The 6816-nt window shown below is 72.7% G+C and carries 6 protein-coding genes; 4 read left to right on the top strand and 2 right to left on the bottom strand.

Annotated elements, in window-relative coordinates; translation table 11 throughout:
* Window positions 1-156: 156 nt before the first annotated feature.
* Both MXD60_RS06075 and MXD60_RS06070 read right to left on the bottom strand, forming a co-directional pair.
* Window positions 157-993 (bottom strand): ABC transporter substrate-binding protein, encoded by an 837-nt coding sequence (locus MXD60_RS06075; RefSeq protein WP_248817979.1) that lies wholly within the window; start codon window positions 991-993, stop codon window positions 157-159.
* Window positions 994-1176: 183 nt separating this feature from the next.
* Entirely contained in the window at window positions 1177-2472 is a 1296-nt protein-coding gene (locus MXD60_RS06070) for a citrate/2-methylcitrate synthase (protein ID WP_248817978.1), read from the bottom strand.
* A 110-nt stretch (window positions 2473-2582) separates the two neighbouring features.
* Here MXD60_RS06070 and MXD60_RS06065 point away from each other — a divergent pair, with 110 nt between their 5' ends.
* From MXD60_RS06065 to MXD60_RS06050, 4 genes are all read left to right on the top strand, one after another.
* Window positions 2583-3830: a citrate/2-methylcitrate synthase gene (locus tag MXD60_RS06065; RefSeq protein ID WP_248817977.1), complete on the top strand. Its 1248-nt coding sequence runs from the start codon at window positions 2583-2585 to the stop codon at window positions 3828-3830.
* Between the two features lie 140 nt (window positions 3831-3970).
* Window positions 3971-4336 (top strand): nuclear transport factor 2 family protein, encoded by a 366-nt coding sequence (locus tag MXD60_RS06060; RefSeq protein ID WP_248817976.1) that lies wholly within the window; start codon window positions 3971-3973, stop codon window positions 4334-4336.
* A 132-nt stretch (window positions 4337-4468) separates the two neighbouring features.
* Window positions 4469-5047, top strand: coding sequence for a TIGR00725 family protein (locus tag MXD60_RS06055; protein ID WP_248817975.1), 579 nt, complete (start codon window positions 4469-4471; stop codon window positions 5045-5047).
* A gap of 151 nt (window positions 5048-5198) precedes the next feature.
* On the top strand, window positions 5199-6788 hold the full coding sequence (locus MXD60_RS06050; RefSeq protein ID WP_248817974.1) for an FMN-binding glutamate synthase family protein: 1590 nt from the start codon (window positions 5199-5201) through the stop codon (window positions 6786-6788).
* Window positions 6789-6816: the final 28 nt, after the last annotated feature.

Genomic DNA, 6816 nt, shown 5'->3' with positions numbered 1-6816 from the left:
CCCCGGGGGGGGGGCCCCCCCCCACCCCCCCCCCCCCCCGCGGGCCCCCCCCCCCCCGCGGGCGCCGGGCCAGCTCGTGGTCACTCGGGTGCCACGCCTGCGCCAGGTCGTGCGGCGTCACCTCGTCGGGCGGCCGCGTCGCGGGAGGATCTTCCGTCACCGCAGGACGGGTGCTCCCGCCTGGGATCCGAGCCACTGGTCGGTGATCTGCTTCAGCTCGCCGGAGGCCTTCAGCTGGGCCAGTGCGTCGTTGACCTTCGCGACCAGCGGGTTGCCCTTCTCGAACAGCATCCCGAACTGCTCGGGTGTGCCGGTGGAGGGGAACTGCCCGACGATGAACGAGTTGTCGATGTCACTGGAGGTGAGTTGGAACGCGGTCGGCAGGTCGACGACGATGCCGTCGATCGGGCCGTTCTCCAGCGCCGTCTTCGCGTCGTTCACGTCGTTGAACACCGCGGGCTCCTGCACGGGCGCGACGTTCCTGGTGATCGCGTCCAGGCTGGTGGTGCCCACGGGGGCGCCGAGTTTGGCGTCCTTCAGTCCGCGCAGCGTCGTCACGTCGGCGATCCGGGAGGTCTTCAACGCGACGACGGCCTGCGTGACGTCGTAGTAGCCGGTGCTGAAATCGACAGCCTGCGCCCGTTCCGGCGTGATCGAGATCTGGTTGATGTCGAAGTCGAAGTTCTTCGCACCCGGCGCGAAGGAGCTGGCGAACGGCTCGGTGACCCAGTGGAGCTTGTCCGCGCCGAACCCGAGTCTGGCCGCGATCGCGTAGGCGAGCGCACCCTCGAAGCCCTTGCCGTTCGCCGGCTTTCCGTCGGCGAACCACGGCGGATAGGCAGGCGAGTCGGTCGCGATCGTGAGCTCGCCGGCCTTGACCAGCCGCAGGCCGCCGGTGGAGCCCCCGCCTCCCGACGAGCCCGCGCAGGAGGCCAGCGCGAACATCGCTGTGGTCAGCAGTGCGAGCCAGGCGAGCCGCCGGGGATGTGGCATCGGGAGACCTCCGGTGGTGACCCACCGCCGGACGCGGCGCTGGGTACGGGACGAAGCCTGCGAGGGCAGCGGCACATAGTATTGCCGACCTGGGCAAAGCCCCCACCGGCCGACCCTGTCCACCCGTCCCGCCGGCAGCCGCACAGTCCGCGTCGGGGTGCCGCGTCGGGGTGCCGCGTCGGCTCAGCCGCCCGCGATCTCCCTGGCTGGCGGGGGGCCGACGTAGACACCCCGGGGGCGCAGCCGCAGCGGGCGCTCGCCGTACTCCTCCAGCGCGTGGGCGAGCCAGCCGACCGTCCGGGCGACCGCGAAGATCACTTCCCCGGCCTCGGCGGGCATACCAGCGGCCAGAGTGAGGACGGCAAGCGCCAGATCGACGTTCGGTCGCTGCGGCCGATCCCGCCCGGACGCCCGAGTGATCTCCTCGGCCGTCGCGAGAAACGGGGCCGCGGTCGGGATCTCGGCGAGTTCGCGCAGCAGCGCCTGGGCACGAGGGTCGCCGTCCGGATAGGCCGCATGGCCGAAGCCGGGCAACGGCTGCCCGGATCGCAGCCGCTCGGAGACCACCCCGATGGCGTCACCGCCGCCGCTCACCTCGGAGACGAGGCGAGCCGCGAGTCGGCTGGCGCCGCCGTGCAGCGGACCGTCGAGCGCGGCCAGCCCCGCGGAGACAACCGCATACGGGTCCGCGCGGGCGGAGGCCGCAACCCGCGCCGCGAAGGTGGACACCGCCAGGTCATGATCGGCCAACAGGCCGAGGGCGTGATCCAGACAGGCGAGCGCGGCCGGTTCCGCCGGCGTCGCGGTGAGCCGTTCCCACAGCCGCCCGGCAATGCCCGCCGCCGGTCCGCCGGACCCGCCGGACCCGCCGACCGGGCTGGCGGGAATCGCCTCGACGAGGGCGGCGACGAGGGTGCGAGCGGTGAGAATGACGCTGTCGGGCTGCAGGTCGAAGCGCAGCGGATCATCGGCGGCGGCCACCGAGACGGCGACCCGGAGCCGGTCGGTGAGCCGGGCGCGGGCGGGCAGCGCCAGACCGGTGTGCCGCAGGGTGGTGGCGAGCTGCTCCGGCACGGCGAACGGCGCCGGCGCATCCAGCCGGCCCAGCCACAGCCACCCGGCGACCTGCTCGAACGAGTGACCGGCGACGAGCTCGACGGCGTCGCGCCCGCGGTAGTGGAGCCGGCCGTCCGCGATGGCGGTCAGCCTCGTGCGGATGACGGGCAGGCCCGCGCCGCGAACGCCGGCCGATCGAACCTCCGTCCCGGCAGGGCCCTCGGGAGGGTCGGCGCGGTCCGGCCGCGCGCGGCCGACCTGGCGCAGCCGCGCGACCTCGGCGGGGTCGAACGTGCTCCCCCGACCACCGGGGCCGCGGCGGCTGTGCAGCAGGCCACGGCTGGCGTAGGCGTACACCGTCTCGACCTTGACCCCGAGCCGTTCGGCGACCTCCCGCGAGGTCAGCCACGTGCCGTCGACCATTCACACCCTCCCACCACCGCGTGCCGTCAAGTGTACTGATTCACGTTGATTGTAATCAACGTTGACCTTCCGGGATGATGGATCAACCATGGATCCCGAGGAGGCACACCATGGTGATCACGAATGGCGCGACGCAGCAGGATCTGGACAGGGCGCAGGCCCGCATCGCCTTCGCCGCCAGCCCCGCGGTCTCGGCCGCGGGCGGCGCCACCCCGGCGTCGGATGTTCCGCGTGGGCTCAAGGGCGTCGTCGTCACGGAGACCGTCCTGGGCGACGTGCGCGGCCGGGAGGGTTTCTACCACTACCGCCAGTACTCCGCGGTCGAGCTCGCCGAGCGGCGCAGCCTGGAGGACGTCTGGCACCTGCTGCTGTTCGGCGAGCTGCCCGACGCGGCGGCCCGGGCACGGTTCGCGGCCCGGGTCGCGCCGCTGCGCCGCATCCCCGACGGCGTCGCCGAGCTGCTTCCAGGGCTCGCCCGCGAGGGTCGCCGCGCGGGCGCGGGCACGCTCGACGGGCTGCGCACCGCGCTGTCACTGGCCGGATCGGCCCGCGGCGTCGGCCCGCTCTACGACGCCGACGAGGCGACCCGGATCGACGACGCGCTGTTCGCCGCGGCCGTGACCCCGACGCTGGTGGCGGCGTTGTACCGGCTCGGCCAGGGGTTGGTGCCGATCGCGCCCCGCGACGACCTGCCGTTCGCAGCCAACTACCTCCACATGGTCACGGGCGTCGAGCCGACGCCCGTCCAGGTCCGGGCGATCGAGCGCTATCTGGTGTGCACCGTCGACCACGGGTTCAACGCCTCGACCTTCACCGCCCGGGTGATCGCCTCGACGGGCGCGGACCTGGTCGCCTGTGTCGTCGGCGCCATCGGCGCGCTGTCCGGACCGTTGCACGGCGGGGCGCCCAGCCGGGCGCTGGACACCCTCGACGCGATCGGCAGCCCCGAGCGGATCGACCCCTGGATCCGCGAGCACGTCCTGGCCGGCGACCGGATCATGGGATTCGGGCACCCCGTCTACCGCACCGAGGACCCGCGGTCCCGGCTGCTGCGCGGCGTCGCGGAGGAGTTCGGCGGCGAGCTGGTCACCTTCGCCACCCAGGTCGAACGGCGGGTGGTGGAACTGCTCGCCGAGCTGAAGCCCGGCCGCAAGCTGCACACCAACGTCGAGTTCTACGCGGGCGTGGTGATGGAACTGTGCGGCCTGGCCAGGGAGATGTTCACGCCCACGTTCGCGGTCGCCCGCACCCTCGGCTGGACGGCGAACATCCTCGAACAGGCCGCCGACAGCAAGATCATCCGCCCGTCGGCGCGCTACGCGGGGCCGCCGCCGCCCCAGCAGGTACCGGCGCCGTAGCCGCTCGCCCCGAACCCGCCTCCGTTCGCCGTCCCGTCCCGGGGCGCGCTCGGCTACCTGCCGGGTAATCGACGCCCTCGGGGCGGTGCCGCAGTCTTGGCACAGCAACGCGAACGCGAACGCGATGAAGGGGAATCGAGATGAGCATGCACACCGACGCCGTCCAGCGTTGTCTCGCCGCGTGGAACGCCGCGCCCGACGACGTGGAGAAGGCGGTGGCCATGACGTTCACCGATGCTGCCACCTACACCGACCCGCTGGCAGACATTCGTGGCCAGGACGCAATCACCGACACGATCCGGGGTGTGCGCGAACAGTTTCCCGGATTCGAGTTCCGGGCGGTGGGCACTCCGGACGCCCACCATCACATCGCCCGCTTCAGCTGGGAACTCGTCTCCCGGGAGGACGGTTCGGCGCCCGTCGCCGGATTCGACGTGATCACACTCGCCGAGGACGGACGGGTGAGCTCCGTCAGCGGATTCCTGGACCGCGTTCCGGACGCCTGACCGGCCAGGTTCCGGCAGGCCGCCGCGCCACGATCCGGACTCCCGCGCCCGCCGGACCACACAGGGTTTCCCGGCACCCCACCCGCCAGCCGGGACTGCGGGTCACCATCCCTCCATGACCAGGGATACGGCATGACCAGGGATACGGACAGGGCGGCGAGACCCGGCCCGGCGGCTGTGACGACGTACATCGGCGTGGTGGGGCCGAGCACGGCAAACGCTGCTCAGCGCAGCGCCGCCGAGATCGTGGGGCGGCGGCTGGCCGAGCAGGGGTGGGCCGTCGTCTGCGGCGGGCTCGGTGGGGTGATGGCCGCCGCCTGCCGCGGCGCGGCGGTGGCCGGTGGGATGACGATCGGGCTGCTGCCCGGACTGTCCCGAGCCGCGGGCAACGAACATCTCACCGTCAGCATCCCCACCGGCCTCGGCGAACTGCGCAACGGCCTGCTCGTACGCGCCACCGACGCCCTGGTGGCCGTCGGCGGCAGCTGGGGCACCCTCAGCGAGATCGCCTTCGCGCTGCGCACCGGCCGCCCGGTCGTCGGCCTCGACACCTGGACCGTCAGCCCTCGGACCAGTCCCACCGGGCCGGCCGGCGACACCCTGGACACCGGTCTGCCCGCCATCATCCCGGTTGCCAGCCCGGAGGAGGTGGTCGACGCCGTCCGCACCGCGCTCTCGCGCGTCCGCGGCCAGGACAGCGGCACAGAGTAACAATCGCGGACCGACCGCCCGAGTTGGGAGCCTCCCCGTCCCCGGTCCGGCACAGGGAGCAAACACCCCAGGTCCGAGTGTCGCGGCGTATAGCGTCGTATTCGTCGCGGCGGCGGGGGCCTCGGCGGCTCGGGAGAGGACCACGATCGCGATGTTTCCGGTGGGTGTGCTGTCGGGCCTGGTCATCGGCGTCGGCGCGGCGCTGGCCGCTGCGGTGTGCTGGTCGGGGGGCTGGTGGGCGGCGGTAGGTGTGCTGCTCGCGCTGCTCGCGCTGGCGGTGCACGACGTCACGCAGCGTCGGCACGCGATCCTGCGCAGCTACCCGCTCGCCGGGTACCTGCGCTTCGGGCTGGAGCGGATCCGCCCGGAGATCCAGCAGTACTTCATCGAGCGCAACTACGACGGCCGCCCGTTCGACCGCGAGGTGCGCAGCAGCGTCTACGAGCGGGCCAAGGGCGTCCACAGTGATCAGGCATTCGGCACCGAACGGGACGTCAACGAGGTCGGCTACGAATACCTGCCGCACTCCACCGCCCCGGTGAACGTCCCGCCGGACGCGGCGGCGCCGCGGGTGCGGGTCGGCGGGCCGGACTGCACCCAGCCGTACGACATCGCGCTGCTCAACGTGTCCGCGATGAGCTTCGGCTCGCTGTCCGCCAACGCGGTGCTGGCCATGAACCAGGGCGCCGCCAAGGGCGGCTTCGCCCACGACACCGGCGAGGGCGGGCTCACCGACCATCACCTGCGCTACGGTGCCGACCTGATCTGGGAGATCGGCAGCGGCTACTTCGGCGCACGCACGGAGAACGGCGAGTTCGATCCGGCCAGGTTCAAGGACAAGGCCGCGCTGCCCTCGGTGAAGATGGTCGAGCTCAAACTGAGTCAGGGGGCGAAGCCGGGCCTCGGCGGCATCCTGCCCGCGGCGAAGGTCAGCGCCGAGATCGCCGCGGCCCGCGGTGTGCAACCCGGCGTGACCTGCGTGAGCCCGCCAGGGCACAGCGTGTTCGCGACGCCGCGCGAACTGGTGCTGTTCGTCGCGCGGATGCGCGAGCTGGCCGGGGGCAAGCCAGCCGGGTTCAAGCTGTGCGTCGGTTCCCGGCGCGAGCTGCTCGCGATCTGCCGGGCGATGCTGGAGGAAGGGGTCACCCCGGACTTCATCGTCGTCGACGGCGCCGAAGGCGGCACCGGCGCCGCGCCGCTGGAGTACGAGGACCACGTCGGCACGCCGCTGACCGAAGGTCTGATCACCGTGCACAACGCGCTGGTCGGTGTCGGTCTGCGGGACCGGATCCGGATCGGGGTCAGCGGCAAGGTCGCGACCGGCGTGGACATCGTCAAGCGGCTCGCGCAGGGCGCCGACTACACCAACTCGGCGCGGGCGATGATGATGGCGGTCGGCTGCATCCAGGCGCAGCGCTGCCACACCAACACCTGCCCGACCGGCGTGGCCACGCAGGACCCGCGAAGGGCCCGTGCTCTCGACGTCGCAGACAAGGGCGAGCGGGTGTTCCGCTACCAGCAGGCCACCGTCGCCACCGCGGTGCAGGTCATGGCCTCCCTCGGCTGCGCCGCGCCGGGCGAGCTGCACCCCGGGATGCTGATGCGCCGGGTCACCCACACCGAGACCCGCAGCTACGCCGAGCTGTTCCCGTGGCTCGAACCCGGCGAGCTGCTCGCCGAGCCGCCGGCGGACTGGGCAATCGACTGGAACGCCGCCGACCCCGACCGCTTCCGCCCCTGAGCGCAGCCGGTTGTTACTGGACAGGCGG

This window comes from Frankia sp. AgB32 (assembly GCF_023243045.1).
Taxonomy (GTDB): Bacteria; Actinomycetota; Actinomycetes; order Frankiales; family Frankiaceae; genus Frankia.
This window is presented reverse-complemented; position numbering and strand designations above follow the sequence as displayed.